Below are 22,195 nucleotides of genomic sequence, written 5' to 3' on the forward strand. Positions count from 1 at the left end.
AGAATTAGGGAGCTGTTGAAGCAATGAATACCGAACACGAATCCGAACAGGAATCAGGACAAGCATCAGAAATGGACCAGCTGCGGAAGGCGCTTGAAGTATCTTTGCCCTTGGTGCAGCGGCTTTTCCCGCTGGATGTAATGTTTGCTTTGGCAGATCGGGACAAGTTCATTTATTATCTGCAAGGGAAGGAATTGAAAGCCAAGATTGAATTGGGTTCTCCAGTACCGCCCAGCGGAGGAATCCGGGCTGCTCTGGAGAGCGGGGAGGAAGTCAGCGCTACGATTCCAAGAGAGATCTACGGGATTCCTTTTAAATCGTCATCCATGCCGATCCGGGACCGGAACGGGGTGGTGACAGGTGTGTTCACGATCGGAATCAGCCTCAGTAATCAGGTAACGCTCAGCGATGCAGCGAATGCTCTGGCGGTAACCTCCGACGAGATCAGCTCGACCTCGGTAGAGATTGCGGGAACGGCCTCGGATCTGGCGAATACTGTAGGGGATCTGAAAGAGCTGGGCCAGAAGGTGGTTGAGGATCTGCAGCAGACGGACGAGATTCTCGATTTCATCCGCAAGGTGGCAGACAACTCCAATCTGCTCGGGCTGAATGCAGCGATTGAAGCGGCTCATGCCGCTGAGCATGGACGGGGCTTCGGTATCGTGGCCCAGGAGATCCGCAAAATGTCGGTATCCAGTGCTTCATCGGCGAAGGATATTGCCGGCATTCTGCAGATGATCAAGCAGAAGATTAACCAGATGGATGCCGTGCTTACGGATTGTCTGGCGCAAAGCGAACGCCAGGCCGCAGCCACAGAGGAGATCACCGCCTCGATGCAGCAGCTTGCAGCCTCCGCCGTGGAGATTGAGAGTATCGCTCGCCTGATCTAATCCGCACCTGACTCTAGTGTCAAAGGGTTCCTCCCCCGCATATAGTATCTGGACGAATGCCCAGTGTTAATTAAGGCTACAATCCAGTCTGAGGAGGAACAAATCATGCTAGATCCAGTATTGCAGGCACCGGACCTGAAGCTTGCCGCCGATTCTAACCAGGTGCTTAATTATAAGCGGGATGCGAACAATTATATTACGCAGCTTTTTGCCGAGCAGCTGCCGGCGATACGTAACGGGTTCTTCAATGCACATATGAGCAAGGGCTTCATTGTCCAGCCGCACTGGCACACGAACGTGACAGAGATGATCTTCGTGATTAGCGGAGAGCTGATTGCCTCCGTGTTCGATCCGTTCACCCAGAAGCTGATGACCTATCATCTGAAGGCCGGACAAATTGCTGTCTTCCCGCAGGGCTGGTTCCACTGGATTCTGGCCGAGAGTGAACAGGCCCATTTCCTGGCGATCTTCGATGCGCCGACACCGGATATTGTGTATGGTTCAGACTTCCTGCGGGCTGTTCCCGCAGAGGTCATCCAGCGCGCCTATTGCATCAATGAAGAGGAATATGCCAAGGCCGTGGCTCCGCTGAAGGAATCGATTATTCTTGGACCGCCTCCGGGCTGCACTGTTGCAGGGTCTGCCGGGGGAATGAACATAGCCCCGCCCGCCAAAAGCATGCCCGCCTACGCAGCCCAGCAGCCCGCCGCAGCTTTCTATCCTTATCCGATGTATCCCCGCCGGTAGGCGGCGGCTACATTATATTAATGATCTAAAAAGAAAAAGCAGGCCAGGGAGGAATTCCTTGGCCTGCTTTTCTAATGGATACAGGGTATGCGCGGTTTATTTCGCTTCTTCCAGCTTGTGGTTAAGGTCTTTATACTGTCTCAGCAGTCCGGACAGTGCCTGCTTAATGGCTGCTGCATCTGCGGAATGTGCAGCCTCTGCCAGTGCAGCCTGCTCTTTGAATAAGCCGTCGATATACGATGCATGTAAGGTTACCACATTGGCAAGCTTGCCGGATTCCAGATGGTTAAGCCCCGCTAATGTGAGGTTTACGGCTCCTAATTCAAAAGGGACTGCCTTAGCTTGGACCCCTGTTATTCCGGATGCCGTCACAGCTGTAAGGGGAGTCGTTTCTGCGTCCGTCAATGTTCCAGGCATGGCTAATTGCACGTCCACAATGCCAGCTTGTTCTGTCCATGGAGCAGCAGACATCGGCGTGGTGAGAACCACGTTAAGCGCCTTCGTGCTTGTCAAATCATGGTAGCGGCTGAGCGTATCCCGCCAGTCCTGGGATGTTTCCGGTGCATAGCTGTTCACCAGTGCCAGAACCTGCGGTTCAAGCAAGGGGCGCAGCTCACTGCCATTTGTGGATGCAGCGGCCATGCTTATAGTGGCAGTGGGTCCCTGTACTGGGGGCGAAGTGATTCCCGTATCCGCGAAGACCGGGGTGGCGATACTGGACAGCAGCAGGGTGGATAGAGCCATTCTTTTTACGATTAGACGATTCATGTACGAACACTCCTTCAGGTGGTTTGTCTTACAGCTCTCACTATAGCGGGCTTCTGTGGCAGGAGAGGGTCAGCAATGTGGAAAAACAATGGCAGTGCCCTATCCCGCTCCGCCGCTTGCTATAATGGTGAAGAGACAAATCACGGAGGTTACCTGGATGAACAATCAAACGGTCATTGCTGTTGTGGACGATGACGAGAATATACGCAATCTGGTGGAAGCTTATTTACATAAGGAGAATTACAGGACAGTTGGTCTTGGAAGTGCCGAGGAGGCGTGGGATTTATGGAGGAATGATCCTCCCGCCATGTGGGTGCTTGATATTATGCTTCCGGGAATGGACGGTTATGAGCTGTGCAGGCGTATCCGTGATGAGGCGGAGGTGCCGATTATTATGATCTCTGCCAAAGATAATGAAGTGGATAAAATCCTGGGTCTGGAGCTTGGCAGCGACGATTATCTCGTCAAGCCCTTCAGTCCCCGTGAGCTGGTAGCCCGGATTAACCGCCAGCTGAAACGGTGGGAGCGCCTTCACTCTTCCCGGTCTGCGGCTGTTCTGCCTGCTGTGCATTCAGGGATAGAGCTGGGCAGTCTGCTGCTGCATCCCGAGGAGAGAAGATCCTTCTGGCAAGGAGCTGAAGTGGAGCTGACCAGCAAGGAATTCCTGATGCTGATGGTGTTTGCGGGAAGTCCGAACCGGGCCTTTACACGCGAAGAGCTGCTGGGCCATGTCTGGGGAGAGGATTATTTCGGCAGCGACCGTGCTGTCGACCATCTGATCAAGCGCATCCGCAAAAAAATGGACGGCCTGCCGCTGGAATCGGTCTGGGGCCACGGCTACCGTATGAGAGGGGTGCAGGAATGAAGAGGATGGCGGAAAGGCTAAACCTGCGGATGAAAAAGCTGAAGCTGGTGCATCAGATCAACGTTGCTTTTGGGCTGACTCTGCTGCTGGTCCTGTCCATCACGGGAGTGATGATCCACTATGTGCTGATGGATCATTTCATCGGCACGGAGCAAGAGGGATTAAGGACGCTTGGCGCTTCCCTGACCGCGACTCTGCAGCAGCCTCCATTCGCGGAAGGGGGGGCATTCTCATTGGGAAAAAGCGAGCCGCTTACGGCTCCATATCCTACGCTCTCCAGCGGAGTACAGGCCATCGTGACCGACCAGCAGGGGAATGTGGTCTCGGGAATTCTCCCGGCCCTGCCAATGGAATCCGGGTTAACGGTAGATATCACAGCTATGGAGCAGGGGAGCCTGCAGAGCTTATGGGATGGCAATGATCCGCGTTATCTGGTGCAGGTCAACACGCTTCCCCAAGGCAAGCTCACCCTGCTGACTCCTGTCAGCAGAATCAAGGCCATTGAGCAGTCGCTGCTGAAACGGCTGATCCTTGTCTTTGCTGCGGGAGCGGCAGCGATGCTCCTGTTCAGCATGTTTATTACGCGGAAGCTGATTGATCCGCTCATCAGCCTGCGTCAGGAGCTGGGGAAAGTGAAAAACCGCCGGTTTGCCGAGGTGAATCTGATCCGGGCGGGCGGTGAAATCGGTTCTGTCGCCAGGGCGGTATACGAGATGGCCGGTGAGCTACACCAGTTCAATCGGGTGCAGAAGCAGTTTTTCCAGAATGCCTCGCACGAGCTGAAATCTCCGCTGATGTCGATAGCCGGTTATGCGGAGGGCATTAAGGATGGAGTATTTGAAGGAGAGGGCGTCCGTAAAGGACTGGATATTATTCTGAGTGAAAGCGGGCGCTTACGTGATCTGGTCAGCGAAATGACCCTCCTGGCGAAGCTGGACAGTGAAGAGGATATTTACCAGGCGGCGGATACGGATTTGGAGGAGCTGCTGAGCGAGGCGGTGGAGCGGGTCAATCCGCTGCTGGCGGCAAGGAAGCTGTCGCTGTATCCGGCAGTCTCCGGGGACCATGGGGGGATGGTAAGAGCAGACCGGGATAAGCTGCTGCAAGCTCTGCTGAACGTATTATCCAATGCGGTCCGTTATGCAGAGAAGCGAATTGATGTACAGGTGCATTCAAGCAGGGGAAGGATTACATTGACGGTCGCTGACGATGGTGCGGGCATTGCGCAGGAGCTGCTGCCCAGCCTGTTTCACAGGTTCGTCAAAGGGAAAAATGGCGAATCCGGGCTGGGACTCGCCATCGCACGTGCTATTGTGGAACGCTGCGGCGGAGAGCTTAGTGCCCGGAACCGCCCGGAGGGCGGTGCAGTCTTCACCTTTGAGTTCCCGTCAGCTGCGGGCAGCGTTTAATACTCGTTGAACATTGCGGCAATTTCATCGTAGCCGGTGGTTTGCGTCAGCGCGAGGGAGAGCAGGATTCTGGCTTTTTGCGGGACCAGACTGTTGCAGGGAATAGAATTGGCAGACAGATCAATGTAGGAATCCTTAAGTGTAATTCCGCTGGAAATCCGCGAGCAGCGGACTACAGGGATGTTATTGTTCTTCAGCTCACCCACCTTGTCAATCCAAGGCTTGCTGTAGATCCCTCCGCCTGCTCCGGCAATGACAATCCCCTTGGAGACCGTAGCCAGATAATCCAGAATCCCGGGATTGGCATCCACATGGAAATAAGCTACGGACACTTCCGGCAGCTCCTGAATCACAGATACATCGAACTGGGTTGCGGTGGTATGCCGCTTCAGGGTGCGCGTATAGAAGAAGGCATGGCTGTCACGCATATATCCCAGGCAGCCGAAATCTCGCTCATCGAAGGCGTTGGCCTTGAAGGTGTTCACCTTTTGCACATCCCGCCCGCTATAGATGCCCTCAGCGAAGACAACCATCACGCCCTGGCCGGAAGCCTCGGGATTCGCTGCTAGTGCAACGGACTGATACAGATTGAGGGGACCATCGGCGCTGATTGCAGTAGCTGGGCGCATAGATCCGGTAATAATTACCGGCTTGTCAGTCTTGATTACCAGGTTCAGGAAGTAGGACGTCTCATCCAGGGTGTCGGTGCCGTGTGTAATGACGAATCCGTGCACATCCTCCCGGAGCGCGAGCGTGTTAATGTACGTTGCCAGGGTAAGCCAGTGTTCGCTGGTAATATCGGCGCTGCACAGATTGCTGACCTGAACCCCGGCGCAGTTCGCCAGCCGTTCCAGGTGCGGCACACTATCCAGCAGATCCTGCACGGGCAGAGCGCCAGGCTCGTAATTCAAGGTTTTATGGGCTTCGCCGCTGCCGGCAATCGTACCGCCGGTGGCGAGGATGACTACATTTTTGAGGCCGGGATTATAGTAAGGGGAAGTCGCGAAATTCACTTCGGGAATGGTATTCATCATAGGTCGTTTCCTTTCAGGTTGAGCCAGGATTCAAGTCATTCGCATGACATTGAATGTATTATAACATTCATTCCTCTATGGGCGACATAGTAAGGTATAATAAGTGGGAAATATAAATGGAAGGGGAGGAGATAAGCATGCTGAAGCTAGACAGCCGGGATTACACTCTTGCCTGGCCGCTGTTAAAGGAAGTCAAGATCAACACGCTGTTCGCTGAAGGCGTTCTGAGCGGGCAGACGACCGGCAGTGTGTATGTGGATTCTGTAAATGACCCCCGTAGCTTCTATGTGGCTCATGAATACGGGATGTCGCTGGTCTATGGGGATTCGGGCAATGAGGAGTTTAACCGGAGCTTATCTGACTATATTACGAACAAGACGGGGCACCGGCATTCAGCAGAATGGCTGCAGGCTGATCCGGCAGGGGGCTGGGACCCGCTGATTGAAGCTATGCTTGCTGAGCATAATGCACGGCTTGATGCGGCGGATACACGCAGAATGTACATACAGACCCGGGTGAATTTTACGTTCGACCCGGCGGTCTATTATCGTGCGAAGGCGCAATGGTTCCGGCAGGATGCTGAGATGGTCCAGATGAACGGTGAAGGATTCGGCGAGCAGGAGGGTGCGGTCATTCCCCGGTACTTCTGGCGTGACGCGGAGCATTTCCTGGCTTCAGGCAAAGGATACATTGTATTGTGGGAGGGAGAGCAGGCCTCCAGCGCATTCTCGGCTTACCGGACAGCGGATATGCTAGAGATTGGAATCGAATCGGCACCGGGTCACCGGGGGAAGCATTTTGCCTTCTCAGTGTGCTGTAAGTTAATCGATTACTGTCTGGAGCAGGGATTGGAGCCGGTATGGGGCTGCCGCCAAGAGAATGTGGGCTCTTACAGACTGGCGCAGAAGCTGGGCTTCAAGCCGCTATTGAACATCCCCTACTACCGCTTGTCCGAGCTTCCCGTTTAAGAAAGAGCAGCAAATCCCCGTAGATGAGGGCTTGCTGCTATTTTTGTAAAGAAGGGGCAGTATTAGTTTGAACCGTTGCGGATAAGTACTGAATCGGATTGGGCGAGTATGCTTTAGGCCGGTATGTGGGGGCATAGCGATAAGCCCGTTGGCTGCAAAATACAGGAAAGAAAAAATAGGTGGATTTTGTACACTTGCTGATGAACGGAAAAGGCTTGCCACGACAATAATTGGAAAAACAGCACTTAATTAAACGCAAATTATATAAAATAGAAAAAACAATGAAATTAGATGCTGTTTTTCCACTTGTTTGCCTGCAAATGCTGAAAATCGCAAAACTAAGATACGTTTTTCCACTTGTTTTATGAATGGAAGGGCGCGCGTGCCTCAGCGATCCCCGCCCCCGTTCCCTCGCCCGGAGATCTCCGCTTAATTCCCCGCTTAATTCCCCTCATATCCGCCGGGCATCCACAAAGCAGTGCAGGTGCAGCGGTGACAACACCTTCAGGCCTTCCCCCAGCTCGAAGCCCCTGCCTTCGGCAAGCTGACGGCCTTGCTCGCGGAAATAGATCCGGTACATGGCCAGAATCTCCTCGCTGAATTGGCTGCGGTGCAGAGCCATGGCCTCGAACTTCTGCTCGAAGTGGGCGGTAATGTCTATTACCGTGTTCGGCTCGGAGGTGAAGTAGAACCCTATCGCCTGTGGCTGCCAGGGACGGGTGCTTGTCCCCCTCGGATAGAGGGGGAGACCGGACGACAGAAGCGCCTGGGCGGCGGCTCTGCCTGTGACGATATGATCATAATGCGCCTCATAGCTCAGCCACGGATCAGGGCAGAAGATCACATCCGGCCGCACGGTACGGATGACCTCAGCAATCTCTCCCGCCAGCGCCGGAATATGCTCCAGCGTGCCGTCACCGTGGGCGAGCTGGTGGAATACGGCAGCTCCCAGCTTCTGTCCGGCGGCTTTCAGTTCGAGCGCGCGGATGGCAGCGATCTCGGCGGAAGACACCTGCTCGTTCACTGCGCCCAAATCCCCGTTTGTGATCGTCAGATAGTGAATCTCGCAGCCCCTCTCAGCGAATGCGGCGATCGTGCCGCCCATGCCCACCTCATTATCGTCCGGGTGCGGCTGTATACATAATACTGTCCGGCACCCGCTAAGATCTGGAGGGGACATCAACGCCGCTAGTGTGGATATATCCATAATCCAAATACCTCCTTATTAATCTGTGGTAAGGGTACTGAGGCGCCCTTATTCGCTCCATAATCAATGTTACGGCGCAGAAAATCCGGCAATAAAGGCCATAGAGTCCGTAACTTGTTCCAATCGTAGCTTTTGGCAGAAATAAGCGCAACGGAGTCCGTTACACCCAGCCGCACCCCTGACCAGGAACGATTCCATCAGGGAAAAGCATTCCCCCGCCAGCCCCACTACAATGACCGGCTATGCTTGAGATCGCTCAGGATTTCCACCCGTTGCTTCTCGGTTATATTGTAGAAGAGAATCGGCAGAATAGCGGCCAGGAAGCAGAGAGCAGGCAGCAGAAACATCACGAAGCTGAGACCATGCTGGAGCTGCGGAGTCGCCGGCTGATTCTCCACATAGCTGAGCAGGCCGAGACTGGCTCCGATAATCATCCGCGATACCGCTCCGCTGAACTTGGTAATGAATGTGTTCGTTGAGAACACAATGCCCTCGCCCCGGAAGCCCAGCTTCCATTCCGAATAATCTATCGTATCGAGCAGCATCGAGGTACTGACAATCGTCGTCATGCCGGAGAAAAAGAAGCTGATCCCAAAGAACACCAGGGTGTTCAATACGTTATGGTCACCGAGCAGATAAGGCAGAATGCAGGCTACGCTCCCCAGAATGCAGGAGACAATGAATACCTTCTTCTTGGCGAAGCGGCGCAGCAGCGGCGGCGTAGCGATCATCCCCAGCAGCATACCGGCCACCAGACTGATCCCGACCTGCGTGGCATACCCCGCGTCCCCCCAGACATAGACCACATAATAGAGCTGAATGCTCTGCCGGATGCCGTTCACCAGGTTGATAATCAGGAGTGAGGCGAGCAGGGTGAGCAGCGGCTTGTTTTTGTACACCGTTTGCAGGTTCTGGCGGAATGAGATCTTCTCAGCGGAAGGGACGACCCGTTCCTTGGTGAACATCCCGGTCAGGACAATCGACAGCGCCGCGATGACCCCGATAATGATTGCCGAGTAGAGATAAGCCTGCGTATTCCGTTCACCGCCGAAGGCGAGTAGAAGCTGGATACCGCCGATGGTGATAACGACCGCGCCGAGCGTCCCGCCGATTTTGCCCAGTGTGACGAATAAGGTACGTTCCCCCGGATCGGTGGAGACTACGGACGACAAGGCCCAAAGCGGTGTGTCACAGACCGTGTACAGCATTCCCCATAGCAGGTAAGAGACGGTAGCGATTACAAGAGTCACAGTCCGGGAACCGCCGAAGTCCCAGAAGCAGAGGACGGTCGCCAGCGCGATCAGACAAGGGGCGAACAGCAGATAAGGCCTGAATTTCCCCCATCTGGAGCGTGTTTTGTCGGTAATCATGCCCATGAGCGGATCAAGACAAGCATCGATAATACTTGCTGCGACCAGAATGACACTGGCGGTGGTTGCCGGAATTCCCAGCAGATCCGTATAGAAGAACAGGATGTACATCGACATGAAGCTGTAGAGCATATTCTGGCCCAGCAGACCGCCTGAGTACACCAGTTTTTCGGCCACAGGTACTTTTGCTGACATGACAAGCCTCTTTTCGCGGGGGATAAAATGGGAATGAATCGATTGCTAATTATGTCTATTTATAACTTATTTCTATGTTCTGTCAAGCGGATTCTGCATCAAGCTACGGAATAGTGAACATTTCAATTTGTGAAGAGGAGGATTGCACTGAGTTTGATGAAAAAAATATGAAAAACACAAATTAGAATATAATTTTTTTGATATAAAATGTCGAAATATAGCTAATGATGTCCCGCCGGCTGATGGGGGAGTGTTAGGATACCGCCGACAAGATGGACACGATGTTGTAACTACAGGGGGAAGCACTATGAAATGGTTCGGGAATTTGAAAACAGCTACAAAGATCGTCTCCGCTTTTTTGATCGTCTCTTTAATCCTGGCAGGACTTGGAGTCTATTCGGTCTTATCCCTGCGCACCAGCAATCAGAATATGAAGGAAATGTACAGCAATAACCTGATCTCGGTCAGAGATTTGTCTGCCGCCGAGATCAGCTATCAGCTTAACCGGGTCTATACACGGGATATGAGCAATACAACAGATACAGATAAAATTACCGATTATAAACAAAAGATTGCCTCAGGCCGTCAGGAAATTGTCCAGAAGGTGGATAACTACCGTCCGCTGGCGACCACTGCCCGTGAAAAGGAGCTGCTGGCCTCGTTTGACCAGGAGTATGCAAGCTATGAGAAGCTGTTCGATCAGGCGCTGGTTCTGGCGGAGCAAGATGATGCGGCTGCTTTCAATACATTTCTGACTACACAGTTGACCGTCCAGGGGCAGAATGTGCTGAACAATCTGGATGGTCTGATCAAAGTGAATGTTGAGCTGGCAGATGAAGCGAACAACCATTCACAATCCGCTTATTCCTCGGCGTTCATCCTTACAATCTCGGTAGTCATTGCGGCGGTTATCCTCAGTATTATGATCGGCTACCTGATCGCAAGATCGATCTCCAGACCCCTGATGCAGATGCTGCATGTAGCTACAGAAGTGGCTAATGGAAATCTGACGCAGCAAGCGGATATATCTACTAAGGATGAAGTCGGACAGCTTGCCACAGCCCTTAACCGGATGGTTCATAACCTTAAGGATCTAATCAATGGAATTGTGATGAATTCACAGAGCGTTGCAGCCTCTTCCGAACAGATCTCAGCCAGCACCCAGGAGATTGCAAGCACCAGCACCAATCAGTCGGCGGCAGCGACCAATATCACCGAGCTGTTCAAGGAGCTGTCGCTGGCGATTGATTCTGTGGCCTCCAGTGCCGAGGAAGCGGCAGAGCTCTCCAATGATACCGTGCGGACCGCCCGGGAAGGCGGATATGTGGTGGAGACTTCGCTGCAAGGAATGCAGACGGTGAATCACCAGATGAAGCAGCTTGAAGACGATTCCAGCAAAATCGGGGATATCATCGAAGTGATCGACGATATCGCCGAGCAGACCAATCTCCTGGCCCTGAACGCAGCGATTGAAGCGGCGCGTGCCGGAGAACAGGGGCGCGGCTTCGCCGTGGTGGCGGACGAGGTCCGCAAGCTGGCCGAACGCAGCAGCGATGCCACGAAGGAGATTACGAAGATTATCAAGGTCATGCAGGAGAATACGAAGCAGAGTGTGAGGGCGGTCGCTGAGAGCGTAGAGCAGTCTTCGATGACCAGCCAGGCCTTCGAGCAGATTATTAAGATGGTCAACACCTCCTCACTCAAGGTCAACGAGATTGCTGCCGCCTGCGAAGAGGAATCAGCACAGGCTGCTGAGGTGATGGACTCGGTTCAATCCATTGCGGCCTCCAGCGAGGAATCAGCAGCGGCTTCTGAAGAGACGGCGGCTACCTGCCAGGCCCTGGCGCTGTTATCCGAGGATCTGGCCAAGTCCGCTGCCGCATTCAAGACCCATTAATTCAACAGACGGAAGGTGAAGCCATGTCATCCTTACAGAAGGAACAATACATCGAGCTTGCGGTAGGAGCCGAGACCTGTGCCATCCGGATTGAAGAGATTCATGAGATTATCAAAATGCTCAGCATTACAGATATCCCCTTCAGCCGGAATGAAGTCAAAGGTGTAGTCAATCTGCGCGGCAAGGTGGTCTGTGTCATGAGCCTGCGCAATCTGCTGGGAATGGCGGATGAGCCTTATACCCGGAGCACAAGAATTATTGTGGTTAACTACCGCGAGGAATTCGTCGGACTGATTGTAGATAAGGTGAACAAGGTGACTACGTACGCCGAGATTCATCCGCCGGCAGGCGGACATAACCGCAGCCGCGATGCGGTGTTCCACGGAGTGGGGCAGCGGGATGACCAGCTGATCGGTATTCTGAAGCTCGAAGAAATATTGGGCGGGTAAAAAGGGGAACAAGCAATGATGATGGAACTGTCGGCTTACCGCGATATATTCATAGAAGAGCTGAACGAGCAATTAGAGCGGATCGACCAGTCCCTGCTTGCGCTGGAGCATGCTCCAACCGCTGAGCTGATTCAGACGATCTTCCGCGCAGCCCATACGATCAAGGGCTCAGCCTCCACGATGGGCTTCCGCGAGATGAGCGATCTCACGCATGAGGTGGAGTATGCGCTGGAGTGGGTGCGGGAGAAGAAGCCGGAGATTACCGGCCATCTGATTGATACGCTCTTCCGGGCGCTGGATGCGATGAAGCTGCTGCGCACTCAGTATGTCAGCGGGGAGAGCTTTACAGACTGCTCAGCTGTGGTTGCGGAGATCAAGGCGCTGATTAATAAGCCGGCTGAACTTCAGCCGGTGCTGCTTCCGGTCTTAAATGCAGCGGAGCTGCTTCAGGCGGAAGAGGCCGTGGCAGCGGACTACTCGCTGCTGGCTCTGGTAGTCACCTTGAGAGAGGACTGCCAGATGAAGGCGGCCCGGCATTATATCCTCTTGCAGCGTATCGAAGAGGTCTGCGGGCCGGTGATTGCTGCTGCCCTGGCGCCCCCGGCGGCGCCGGGAACCGATGAAGATGCCCGCTACAGCCAATTTGCTGTAGTCGCTGCTTCCCCTCGCGAGCTCCGGCAGGTGTCCGAGCAGCTGGCAGGGGAGACCGATGTCGAGAGCATTGTCATTACGCCATTCGTGCCCGCACCTGCTGCCGGAACTGGCGTCCAGGCCACGGCCGGACCGGTGTCTGCAGAACCTCCGTCCTCTACTCCAGGCAAGGGGAAATCCCATGAGGTACAGTCAACCGTCCGGGTGAGTGTGGAGCGGCTGGACCATCTGATGAATCTGGTGGGGGAGCTGCTGATCGAGCAGACCTCTCTGGCCGATCTGAGCGCTAATGGACAACGTACGGATCCCGCCAAGGTTCTGCCTGATATCGGCTCTATATCGGATCATATGGGCGGGATTATTAAGGAGCTCCAGGAAGGGGTCATGAAGACCCGGATGCTGCCGATCGACCAGCTGTTCAACCGTTTCCCGCGGCTGGTCAGAGATCTGGCCCAGAAGCTGGGCAAGGACATTGAGCTGCAGATTCAGGGAGGCGAGACCGAGCTGGACCGGATGATCATTGAAGAGCTAAGTGATCCGCTAATCCACTTGATCCGTAACAGCGCCGATCATGGAATCGAGAGTCCAGAGGTGCGCGTGCAGCAGGGCAAGGCTCCGAAGGGCAGAATTACGCTTACTTCTTTTCATGAGGAGAACCAGGTCGTGATTCGTCTGGAGGATGACGGACAGGGCATCGATGCCGCCCGGATTACAGCCTCTGCGCTCAGCAAAGGGATCATTACAGAAGAGCAGGCAGGGTATTTAACCGCGCAGGAAGCCGTTAGTCTGATCTTCGAGCCAGGCTTCTCCACAGCCTCCGAGGTCAGTGAAGTGTCTGGGCGGGGTGTGGGGATGGATATTGTCCGCAGTCAGATTGGACGTCTCAACGGAATCATAGATATTCAGACCGAGCCGGGGGCAGGGACTCTGTTTACAATCCGTCTGCCGCTTACACTGGCTATTATCAAGGGGCTGCTGGTCAAGGTGTCCGGGCGTGTTCTGATTCTACCGATGTATAATGTGGCTGAGATTGTGCGGATCTCCCCCGAAGAGATACAGGTCGTTCAAGGGGAGCAGGCGATTATCAACCACGGGCGGATTGTTCCGCTCTCCTGGCTCAGAGACAAGCTGCATTACCCGCGCACAGAGCGGCGTTCCAAGACGATTCCGCTCGTAATTGTAAGATCTGTTGACCGGATCGCTGCGTTCGCAGTCGATGAGATCATCGGCAACCAGGAGGTGGTCATCAAGTCCCTGGGCGCGTATCTGGGGACGATGAATCATCTGTCCGGGGCAACGATCCTGGGCAACGGCCGGGTCGCCCTGATTCTGGATGCTTCTTATCTCGTTAGCCATTGATTACTAGCTGGGAACACGCGATGAAGAACGCAGGACTGCTGTAACGGAATAGCAAGGCCAAAAAACCGGAAAAGTTGCAGTAGCCTGCGGACTTCTCCGGTATTTTGTGTTGTAGACGAAGGCGAGACAGGTGTCTACTTCCAGCTTCTGATAGACCTTGGACTCTTGAACTGCAGCTCTATGGCCTGCTGGTTCAAATGAAGCTCCGCCATATACGCCTTGATTTTCATCTGGAGCGCATGCAGCATTTCAGTATGCATATCATCTATACGGTCCTCGTTACAGAACGCTGAACAGGCCAGATAGCCGTCTGTATAGGATTTGGTGTCATCCATTACCGTATTCAATTTTTCTTTGTAGATCCGTTTAACCGGTCCGCTCTCCGGCTTGATCTCGTAATAGCGGTTCGTTTCCACCAGCAGACGCCAATGGCTGACCTCAAGACCATATTCATCCTTTTCCAGCTGCACGGTCACTTTGAAGATCTTGATAGGACTGTTCATGTTGTTGTTCCATTCTCATTGCAGGATTCAGAGATTATAGCATGTACAGACCGCAATGCCCACTGGAAGATTATATAGATATCGTATAATTTGGCATCATAGCATACAATTAGACCATTATTGTCCTGAAGCGGCAATACGTTAGCCTACTATAAAGGAGATTTGAAATGAAAAACACTGCTGCACAAGGACATCCGCTCGTATACTCGCTGGTATGGGGAGTGGTCCTGACTCTGGCTGTATCCGTTGCCTCCGCTGTAGCCACGATTATGGAATTCGGAGATATGGGGATACGGAATGCCCAGGCCTGCGCCTTCCTGGTTATGGGCATTATTGTAACCCTTTATATGAAAAGAAAGGATTCTTCGCTCGTCAGCTTCGGCTTCCGCAGGCTTGAGGCCGGTCCGTCCCGGGCGGTGCTGTTCTACATCCCGCTGCTTATTATTGCGGTGGCCCAGCCGCTGATGAATGGAATCAACGTTGAACTGGGAGCGCCTGAAATCATCAGTATCGTCATTATGACCCTGCTGGTGGGCTATACCGAGGAAGCTATTTTCAGAGGTGTGATCTGGAATGTTCTGAAATCCAAAGGGCCGGTCTTTTATATTGTGTTCTCCTCCATCTTCTTCGGGGTTCTGCATATGGCCAACGCCTTTGGCGGAAATGATATCATACATACGATTCTCCAGGTTATCAATGCGCTGCTGCTGGGCTGTGTGCTCGCCTTGCTGATGGAGACAGGCCGGAATATTGTTCCGCTGATCGCGTTCCATTTTATCTACGATGCATTGGCCATGGTCAGCAATGAGAATCTCGAGCATGAGGTACTCATCGTCTCCATTCTTAATATTCTGTATTTGCTCTATGGAATTTATCTGCTGGTGGTATTCAGCCGCAAGCATAGAAATCATAGTCTCACCCTGTAGACATACCGGCCAGTCCGGGGAAGGAATTCCTCAGGCTGGCCATTCATTTTCATGTGAAATGATAGCGCATACATAAAAATTAGCAGCTAACAGGAGCAAATAATCCGTAAACGGAGCAATGTTTAGAGATGGGCATTTTATTTGCAATCCTACTGGAATATCGCAGATTCTGCGGGGATATGCAGGTTTTTGAAAGTTTAAATTTAAGTGTTTCTCAGGTATAATGTAGACATCACCACAGGAACCACAGCATCAAGAGCACCAAGCATTACAAGTGGTACCGCAGGTGATGGTCTCATTCCTAAATTTAGCAATGAATGAAGGAAAGGAGAGAGCCCCGATGTACTAGCGTTAGCGAAGCATGCCGGAATCGGCTGCTGATGAAGAAGGTGGATGATAACATCTTCTGGCAGATCGTGGGTATGCGGGAATCCAGGAACAAATCTTTTTTAGAAGAAGAACGAAGCTTATCATTCAAGCAGGAGAAGTCTCTTGCGGAAGAAAGAGCGTGATTCCAATGAAAAAGGTTAGCGAAGCGTACAACTGCGATTCCTCACAGTAGGGAAAACGTCCGTGAAAACGTTTTTCGTGAAATCGTGTACGCGGGAATCCACCCCATATGCAGGACATGGAGCAACACTCCGGAATGGAGCGAACGGGCAACACGGAAGCATGAAGTGAACATGAAATTGAGAACAATCACCATGTCAGGGATATGGCTTTTGTTACTTGGAGGAAATGATTGAATTGAATAGCGTAATCAACACATGAATCCCCGGGCCTTAAGCAATCAGGCAGCGGGGATTTGTGCGTCTGTACATAATAAGCTCTTTCTCTCTTGGCCAGGGGGAAGGGCTTTTTTTTGACTGGAAAAGCCGCTGTTTCGTGGTTTAGAAATAAACCCACTTAGGCAACACTGGATACATAACTATGCGACGATACAGCAGGGAGAGACTACACATGAAATTTCATGAACAACATCCCGGTCACTTGGATAATGAGCATCCACAGCGACTGAGCCGGGAGTCTCACATCAATACGGAGCTGATCAGCCGCAGACTGGGAAATAGCTCGGATGTTAGCGTCCGGTCGCTTCGTCTGGATTGGGCCGGTGTACAGCGGGAAACAATCATTCAGTTAATCTTCCTGGACGGGATGGTGAACAATCAGGTCCTGGAGGAGTCGTTCATTCCGGCGATTCAGTCCGCACAGCCCGCCCCGGACGGGCTCAGCCTGCTGGACTATTTCAGCAACCACATCCTGAGTGCAGGACAGGTCCGAACGACCGGGGACCTGAGCGGAGCGGTCAAGGATATTTTATCCGGCTGTGTCCTGGTGCTGATTGACGGCTGCGAAGAGGCGCTTGCGCTTGCCATTCAGGGCTATGAGAAGAAGAGTATCGACGAAACCAAGACGGAAACGGTGATCCGGGGGCCGCAGGAAGGCTTCACGGATGATCTGCGCACTAATATTACGATGATCCGCAGGAAAATGAAGGATGAGCGTCTGAGAATTGTAACCCGCACCGTAGGGCAGGTCACGCAGACGGATATTTCAATCCTCTACATCGAAGGGCTGGCCGATCAGCAGGTGCTGAACCGGGTCTCGGAGATGTTCGATCAGATCGGACTGAAGACCGTACTGGAAGGCGAATTCATTGAAGAATATCTGCAGAGCAATAAATACACGGTGTTTCCGACTGTACTGAACACAGAACGTCCGGATAGCATCACGGCAGGGCTGGCAGAAGGCAGGGTAGCCATTATGGTGGACGGAACCCCCTTTGTCATGATTGTTCCCTCCCTGTTCCTGGATTTCATCCAGTCGGCAGAGGACAGCTATCAGCCTTATCTGTTCTCCAGTCTGATTCGGATCTTGCGGCTTACCGCTGTAATCGTCAGTATCTTTGCTCCCGGACTATACATCGCCATAACAACGTTCCATCAGGATCTGCTGCCCACCCGGCTGCTGCTGAGCATTATGTTCCAGCGCGAGGGCGTGCCGTTCCCGGCATTCGTTGAAGCAACGCTGATGGAGATCACCTTCGAAATCATACGCGAAGCGGGAATCCGCATGCCCCGCAACATCGGTCAGGCGGTATCCATTGTGGGAACTCTCATTGTGGGACAGGCCGCGGTAGACGCTGGGATTGTCTCCGCCGGGATGGTTATCGTGGTGGCGATCACCGGGATCTCAAGCTTCGTCATTCCTGCCTATAATATGTCGATCCCCATCCGGCTCATCCGGTTTCTGTTCATGGGTGCGGCGGCTTCGTTCGGCATATACGGGATTACTGTAGGGTTCGTTATTCTGACCGTGCATATCTGCAGCCTGGAGTCTGCGGGAGTTCCATACATGCGGCCTTATGCGCCTTATCTGAAGAACGAACAGGTAGACGGTGTCTTCCGAAGTCCTTATTGGTCCAGCTCGCGGAATAAACGCACCAGGAATGGGGCCTAGCCATGAGAAGGACGGTCATCCTGATCTGCGCACTGGTTCTGATGAGTATGCCGTTAACGGGCTGCTGGAGCCGCAAGGAGCTGGGCGATTTGGCGGTCGCCATCGGTCTTGGCATTGACCGTACGGACAAGGGCTACCGGGTAACCGTCCAGATTGTTGCGCCCAGTCTGGCGGCTGCCAGCAGCGGCGGCACGGGAGGACCGCCTGCCCTTGTCGTTGCCACGGAGTCGGCAACGATTATGGAAGCTCTGCGTAAATTGACCACCATGCTGCCGCGTAAGGTCTATCTATCCCATCTGAGCATGCTGCTGCTGGACGAGGCTGTGGCCAGGGAAGGCATCCGCAAGCCGCTGGATTTCCTGTTCAGGGATCACGAGGTCCGGCCGGATTTCGATGTGGCCATCGTCCGGGAGGGAACGGCTTACGATGCCTTGTCGATCATGACACCTCTGGAACGGCTGCCGGCGAGAGACCTCTATGATTCGCTGAACGGGTCGCAGAAGAATTGGGCACCGACTTCGGCGGTACGCCTGCTTGACCTGATGAAATGGTTTGATCTGGATGGCCAGGAGGCTGTATTGACCGGTCTGAAACTGGTGGGCGATCTGGAGAAGGGGAAGACGAAGGAAAATGTAGATTCTATTAACAGCCCGCTCAAATTTGAGTATCGGGGCATCGGGGTGCTGAAGGATGACATCCTGCTAGGCTGGCTGAATGAAGGAGACAGCAAAGCCTATAACTATGTGACGGGTAAAGTGAAATCGACAGTGGGTAAGGTGGACTGCCCGGACAAGGACGGGGATTTTGTAATGGAGGTACTGGATGCCAAGACCTCCATTAAGCCTGAGGTGCGAAACGGGGAGCCCTCGGCCACTGTCAAGGTAAGAATTGAGGCGAATGTGGGAGAGGTGGGATGTAACCTTGATTTGAACAGCCGGGAGACGCTGGAGAAGATGAAGGTGATGGCTATTGCACGGACGGAGGCGCTGATTGCGACTGGAATCAGGGATGTGCAGAATCATTTTGGTGTCGATATTTTTGGCTTCGGCACCAAATTCCATCAGAAGCATCCCCGGTACTGGAGTCAATGGAAGGATCAATGGAATGAGAAATTCAGCAGGATGGATGTGAAGGTGGTTGTGGAATACATCATTAAGGGCAGAGGAAGAATCGTAAATCCGCCATTTAAGGAACCGGATGCATGAATGCTTTTCTAATCTCAATCAATATGCTGTTATGGATGTGGCAATTCAGCCGGTACCGCAAGAAACGGGGCAGACTCCGGGAGAAAACGCTGGTGTATGCTCTGTACGCGATAGCACTGGGCTTAAATATTGTGTCGGCTAAAGACGGGTTCACCCCGGATCTGCTGCGGCCGTTCATTAACCTGCTGCAATTCTTGAAGCCGGGCGGCATTCTAGGCTAACTGGGGGTAGACTTAATAAAGGAGGGGATGGACAGATGAGCTCCCGCCAGTTAATGATGCTGCTGACGCTGCATTATTGGGGAAGTGCGCTGCTGGGGCTGCCTTCTATGGTCATCGGGCTGTCCGGTAGGGATTCCTGGGCACCAATCCTGCTGGGCATGCTGGTTCAACTGCTGATCATCCGGTTATTCGTGGCGCTATACACCCAGATGAGCGGCGATTCCCTGGGACAATTTCTAAGCCGTGTTCTGGGGAAGGCGGGCGGTAAAATCATGCTGGCCCTGTATATATTCTGTGTCCCCTTTCTCATCTTTGTCCTGACGCTCCGCAGCCTCGGGGACTTTACCAGCAACGACCTGTTTATAGAGACTCCGCCATCTGCGATATATGTCCTGATTCTGTTCGCCTTGGTCTATTGTCTGTATAAAGGGATTATTGCGGTCGGCCGGTCTGCTGAAATTACGTTCCCGGTTGCAATGTTCCTACTGCTGCTGTTCCTGCTGTCCCTGCTGTACGGTGCGGAATGGTCTAACTTCCTGCCCCTCTTTGAGAAGGGGGTTCAGCCTGTATTCCAGGGCACAGTTATGTTCCTGGGTTATCCAAGCAGCGAGGTGGCCTTAAGCTTGTTCCTGGTTCCATTCATTAAGGACAAAGCCTCTTATCAAAAAGCGCTCGTCCACAGCACTTGGATTACCTGTGTCGCCTTGCTCCTGCTGACGGTGCTGATTATTGCGGTGCTGGGAGAAAGCCTGCCGCCCAATATGCCTTATGTCAGCCAGTTCGCGGCCAAAACGGTAACGATAGGCGGATTCTATGAGCGGATTGAGACAATCGTTACGATCATCTGGTTCATGGTCATTTTTTACCGGCTGATTCTTACCCTCTTCGTCTCAGCTCATGGCTGCGCTGAATTGTTCGGAATTAAGCATTATAAGGGACTGCTGATCCCCATGGCGCTGGTCTCCATACCCTTAGCGATGAATGTCTGGGATAATCCCTCGGTGGTTGCCGAGCTGAATGAAGTCTGGTATCTCAATGTATTCTTCTTCAACTTGTTGTGTCCGCTCTTGTGGTATGCTGCCAGCAGGGTCAGGAGCAAGCTTAAATAGATCCCAGTACAGGCACGATATAGTCACGGAACACATCCACCGGAGGATTATTCTTCCCGCGCTTGTTATCCTGGGTCAGCACAGTAACAAGCTGAAGCTCCGGCACTACATATATGAATTGTCCGGCATACCCGCGGGCGTAATAGTAGTCTACCAGACTGGATTCTCCGGCGGCTGAGCTGCAGGTCAGGGCATCGGTCCACCAATGCCAGCCATACCCTCCGTGGCGGGGAGGCTCTGTGTGCATGACTGGCTGTACCGAACGCGCAGCCCAACTGCCGGAGATGATCTGCGAATCCTTCCATACCCCCGTCTGCAAAAAGAGCTGTCCGAAGTTCAGCAGGTCTACAGGCCGCAGCTTCACCCCGAAGCCGCCGGTATGGATGCCCTGGGGGTCCGATTCCCATTCATAGTCCCGGATGCCGAGCGGTCCGAAGAGAACCTGTTCGGCATAGCTGGCTGTGCTCTGTCCTGTGGCTTGTACCAGAATCGAAGACAGCAATTGCGAGATTCCCGAATTGTATTCCATCCGGGTACCCGGCTCATCCGCAATCGGCTGCTCCAGCACATAATTCACCCAGTGGGGGGAACGGGTCATCTTCGGGAAGGAATTGGCCCCGCCGAATTCCGTCCAGCGGAAGCCTGCTGACATGGTCAGCAGCTGTTCGAGCGTAATGTCCTGTTTCCGCGCATCCTTATCGCGCAGCACCTGCGGGAAGAAGCTGCTGAGCGGAGCCGAAGGGCCGGGCAGCAGCCCCTGGTCCATGGCGATGCAGATCAGGGCAGAGAGGATGCTCTTGGTGCAGGAGTTGATCTTCGCCAGCTCGGAGGCCGTGCGCGGATCTCTATAATATTCGAAGATCAGCCTGCCTTGCTGCTGAATCAGGCAGCTCCGCAGATTCAACGGCGCAAGCGAGGCCGATAGGGTGGACAGGTTCATTGGGATTATCCTTTCTGTTTATACACGGCCACCGAGTGGAAGGTGGCCGTGCGGTTCTAGTAGATATCAGATTTAATTCTGTGAATAGGGTTGAATCCCGGAGACTCCAAACCACGGAACTACGGCGCCCGGCCGAGTTTGCTCTTAACGGACCTGAGAGATCCTATTCCTCGGAAAACACCACTTTTTGCGGTTTAACGGACAGAGTGGACCTTATCGTCTCTCTACAAGAGGTTTAAGAGTAGGAATTCCAAGAATAAGCTCCATGGGGTCCGTTCCTTTGCTCAAGGGGTGACTTTCATCCGGAATACGTGCGCCTCAGTCCGTTACGCCTTGCCAAACGCCCGAATGAACAACTCCAGCTTCATCTGGGAATGTCACTAGAAGGGGGGACAAGCCAGCAATTATGCTAATCCGAAATGCGCCTCAATCTTGGTGAGCATCTCTTCTTTGGTGGTCCGGGCATTTCTTATATAATACGGGACATGTTGCTGTCTTGCTTGCTGTAGAGATTTGCGGGTATTCGCAATGATTCCGTCCAGTGTCTCGCGCTTGGCGCGTTCCGGGTCTGACAGGGTAGGGAAAAGATCCAGCATTCCCCGCACATGATCCCGGTTGAAGTAATCCCGGCGAATCAATTCATCCTCCGCATATAAGTACACGATCTGCCTATTATCGGCTATACTCTTCAGGAACTCCGGGGCTATATCCGTATCGACTATTATCGGCTTGCTGTTACCCATCTGCAGCAGCTCCAGCAGGATGAATTCAATGCTTTCCTCCGCTGCAGAGACCAGCCACTGATTCCTGTCGTTGCCTTGACCGAGGAAATACCATTCCCAGTCTACGAAATACCTTAGAATAGCCGGATGGTCCTGCGGATTAGCCAGCTGTTTATATTTAAACGCATGCTCATCGGAAGAATAGAAAATCATTCCCCGCCTGGTTGATATCAGATCTGCCATAGTGCTTTTACCCCCACAGGGTCCTCCACAGATCCAGTACACATGCTTCAGATATTG

General features: G+C 53.1%; 20 protein-coding genes. 13 read left to right on the forward strand and 7 right to left on the reverse strand.

The annotated features are described in order from the left end of the window. Positions 1 to 23: 23 nt before the first annotated feature. Together NSS64_RS08845 and NSS64_RS08850 are read left to right on the forward strand one after the other, a co-directional pair. Positions 24 to 890 carry a methyl-accepting chemotaxis protein gene (locus NSS64_RS08845; protein WP_340993419.1) on the forward strand — a complete coding sequence of 289 codons (867 nt, stop codon included), beginning with the start codon at positions 24 to 26 and terminating at the stop codon, positions 888 to 890. Positions 891 to 995: 105 nt separating this feature from the next. Continuing rightward, on the forward strand, positions 996 to 1,637 hold the full coding sequence (locus NSS64_RS08850; RefSeq protein WP_341139860.1) for a cupin domain-containing protein: 642 nt from the start codon (positions 996 to 998) through the stop codon (positions 1,635 to 1,637). A 96-nt stretch (positions 1,638 to 1,733) separates the two neighbouring features. On the opposite strand, the gene NSS64_RS08855 is transcribed toward NSS64_RS08850, so the two are convergent. Further along, positions 1,734 to 2,405 (reverse strand): hypothetical protein, encoded by a 672-nt coding sequence (locus NSS64_RS08855; protein WP_341139861.1) that lies wholly within the window; start codon positions 2,403 to 2,405, stop codon positions 1,734 to 1,736. Positions 2,406 to 2,562: 157 nt separating this feature from the next. On the opposite strand from NSS64_RS08855, the gene NSS64_RS08860 reads away from it, so the two are divergent. Then, positions 2,563 to 3,270 (forward strand): response regulator transcription factor, encoded by a 708-nt coding sequence (locus NSS64_RS08860; protein ID WP_340993416.1) that lies wholly within the window; start codon positions 2,563 to 2,565, stop codon positions 3,268 to 3,270. Positions 3,271 to 3,275: 5 nt separating this feature from the next. Further along, a complete protein-coding gene (locus NSS64_RS08865; RefSeq protein WP_341139862.1) occupies positions 3,276 to 4,679 on the forward strand; it encodes an ATP-binding protein in 1,404 nt (467 codons plus the stop codon). On the opposite strand, the gene NSS64_RS08870 is transcribed toward NSS64_RS08865, so the two are convergent. After that, positions 4,676 to 5,713, reverse strand: a complete 1,038-nt coding sequence (locus tag NSS64_RS08870) for an asparaginase (protein ID WP_341139863.1) — start codon at positions 5,711 to 5,713, stop codon at positions 4,676 to 4,678. The two genes, NSS64_RS08865 and NSS64_RS08870, sit on opposite strands and share 4 nt — an antisense overlap. Before the next feature lie 137 nt (positions 5,714 to 5,850). Here NSS64_RS08870 and NSS64_RS08875 point away from each other — a divergent pair, with 137 nt between their 5' ends. Further along, the gene (locus tag NSS64_RS08875; protein ID WP_341139864.1) at positions 5,851 to 6,681 is read left to right on the forward strand and encodes a GNAT family N-acetyltransferase; all 831 of its coding nucleotides are present in this window, start codon (positions 5,851 to 5,853) and stop codon (positions 6,679 to 6,681) included. 451 nt (positions 6,682 to 7,132) lie between these two features. On the opposite strand, the gene NSS64_RS08880 is transcribed toward NSS64_RS08875, so the two are convergent. Together NSS64_RS08880 and NSS64_RS08885 are read right to left on the reverse strand one after the other, a co-directional pair. Then, on the reverse strand, positions 7,133 to 7,888 hold the full coding sequence (locus tag NSS64_RS08880; RefSeq protein ID WP_340993410.1) for a PIG-L deacetylase family protein: 756 nt from the start codon (positions 7,886 to 7,888) through the stop codon (positions 7,133 to 7,135). 227 nt (positions 7,889 to 8,115) lie between these two features. After that, entirely contained in the window at positions 8,116 to 9,453 is a 1,338-nt protein-coding gene (locus tag NSS64_RS08885; protein ID WP_341139865.1) for an MFS transporter, read from the reverse strand. Between the two features lie 307 nt (positions 9,454 to 9,760). Here NSS64_RS08885 and NSS64_RS08890 point away from each other — a divergent pair, with 307 nt between their 5' ends. From NSS64_RS08890 to NSS64_RS08900, 3 genes are read left to right on the forward strand one after another with little or no spacing between them, the layout of a single operon-like run. Next, positions 9,761 to 11,350, forward strand: a complete 1,590-nt coding sequence (locus NSS64_RS08890; protein ID WP_340939836.1) for a methyl-accepting chemotaxis protein — start codon at positions 9,761 to 9,763, stop codon at positions 11,348 to 11,350. 23 nt (positions 11,351 to 11,373) lie between these two features. Then, positions 11,374 to 11,799: a chemotaxis protein CheW gene (locus tag NSS64_RS08895; RefSeq protein ID WP_036700854.1), complete on the forward strand. Its 426-nt coding sequence runs from the start codon at positions 11,374 to 11,376 to the stop codon at positions 11,797 to 11,799. A 15-nt stretch (positions 11,800 to 11,814) separates the two neighbouring features. Beyond that, positions 11,815 to 13,809: a chemotaxis protein CheA gene (locus NSS64_RS08900; RefSeq protein WP_341139866.1), complete on the forward strand. Its 1,995-nt coding sequence runs from the start codon at positions 11,815 to 11,817 to the stop codon at positions 13,807 to 13,809. 134 nt (positions 13,810 to 13,943) lie between these two features. Here NSS64_RS08900 and NSS64_RS08905 read toward each other — a convergent pair whose 3' ends face one another. Beyond that, a complete protein-coding gene (locus tag NSS64_RS08905) occupies positions 13,944 to 14,312 on the reverse strand; it encodes a hypothetical protein (protein ID WP_340939843.1) in 369 nt (122 codons plus the stop codon). Positions 14,313 to 14,479: 167 nt separating this feature from the next. Between NSS64_RS08905 and NSS64_RS08910 the strand changes: the two genes are divergently transcribed. The 5 genes from NSS64_RS08910 to NSS64_RS08930 all read left to right on the forward strand — a co-directional run bounded on the left by NSS64_RS08910 (position 14,480) and on the right by NSS64_RS08930 (position 20,233). Next, the gene (locus tag NSS64_RS08910; RefSeq protein ID WP_340939846.1) at positions 14,480 to 15,238 is read left to right on the forward strand and encodes a CPBP family intramembrane glutamic endopeptidase; all 759 of its coding nucleotides are present in this window, start codon (positions 14,480 to 14,482) and stop codon (positions 15,236 to 15,238) included. A gap of 960 nt (positions 15,239 to 16,198) precedes the next feature. Beyond that, positions 16,199 to 17,698 (forward strand): spore germination protein, encoded by a 1,500-nt coding sequence (locus NSS64_RS08915; RefSeq protein WP_340993406.1) that lies wholly within the window; start codon positions 16,199 to 16,201, stop codon positions 17,696 to 17,698. Between the two features lie 2 nt (positions 17,699 to 17,700). After that, the gene (locus tag NSS64_RS08920; protein WP_341139867.1) at positions 17,701 to 18,903 is read left to right on the forward strand and encodes a Ger(x)C family spore germination protein; all 1,203 of its coding nucleotides are present in this window, start codon (positions 17,701 to 17,703) and stop codon (positions 18,901 to 18,903) included. Further along, positions 18,900 to 19,124 (forward strand): hypothetical protein, encoded by a 225-nt coding sequence (locus NSS64_RS08925; RefSeq protein ID WP_340939855.1) that lies wholly within the window; start codon positions 18,900 to 18,902, stop codon positions 19,122 to 19,124. Before NSS64_RS08920 ends, NSS64_RS08925 begins: the two co-directional genes overlap by 4 nt. 35 nt (positions 19,125 to 19,159) lie before the next feature. Continuing rightward, complete coding sequence (locus tag NSS64_RS08930; protein ID WP_341139868.1) at positions 19,160 to 20,233, forward strand: GerAB/ArcD/ProY family transporter; 1,074 nt, start codon at positions 19,160 to 19,162, stop codon at positions 20,231 to 20,233. Here NSS64_RS08930 and NSS64_RS08935 read toward each other — a convergent pair. Beyond that, on the reverse strand, positions 20,226 to 21,173 hold the full coding sequence (locus NSS64_RS08935; protein ID WP_341139869.1) for a serine hydrolase domain-containing protein: 948 nt from the start codon (positions 21,171 to 21,173) through the stop codon (positions 20,226 to 20,228). The genes NSS64_RS08930 and NSS64_RS08935 overlap by 8 nt on opposite strands. A gap of 404 nt (positions 21,174 to 21,577) precedes the next feature. Continuing rightward, entirely contained in the window at positions 21,578 to 22,138 is a 561-nt protein-coding gene (locus NSS64_RS08940; RefSeq protein WP_341139870.1) for a hypothetical protein, read from the reverse strand. Positions 22,139 to 22,195 lie beyond the last annotated feature (57 nt).

This window comes from Paenibacillus sp. FSL H8-0122, assembly GCF_038005345.1.
GTDB lineage: Bacteria > Bacillota > Bacilli > Paenibacillales > Paenibacillaceae > Paenibacillus_AQ.